This window comes from Streptomonospora sediminis (genome assembly GCF_054778995.1).
The window spans coordinates 1-510 of the sequence record NZ_BAAGYZ010000155.1 but is presented as its reverse complement, the minus strand read 5'-3'; the positions used below and the strand labels follow the sequence as shown (position 1 = coordinate 510).

At 56.1% G+C, this 510-nt stretch carries 1 rRNA gene; it reads left to right on the top strand.

The window, feature by feature from the left end:
* Positions 1-510, top strand: a 23S ribosomal RNA gene (locus ACYVD5_RS27955); the annotation flags it as partial.

The following is a 510-nucleotide window of genomic DNA, read 5'->3' as shown; positions in this document are numbered from 1 at the left end:
CGGGTGGGGTAGCCGTAGCGAAAGCGAGTCTGAATAGGGCGGTTGAGTCGCATGCTGTGGACCCGAAGCGGAGTGATCTACCCATGGCCAGGGTGAAGCGGAGGTAAGACTTCGTGGAGGCCCGAACCCACCAGGGTTGAAAACCTGGGGGATGAGCTGTGGGTAGGGGTGAAAGGCCAATCAAACTCCGTGATAGCTGGTTCTCCCCGAAATGCATTTAGGTGCAGCGTTGTGTGGTGCTCCCTGGAGGTAGAGCTACTGTTTGGCTGATGGGCCTTTCCGGGTTACTGACGTCAGATAAACTCCGAATGCCGGTGGAGTGGAGCGCAGCAGTGAGACTGCGGGGGATAAGCTCCGTGGTCGAGAGGGAAACAGCCCAGATCATCAGCTAAGGCCCCTAAGGGTGTGCTAAGTGGGTAAGGTTGTGGAGTTGCTGAGACAACCAGGAGGTTGGCTTAGAAGCAGCCATCCTTGAAAGAGTGCGTAATAGCTCACTGGTCAAGTGATTCT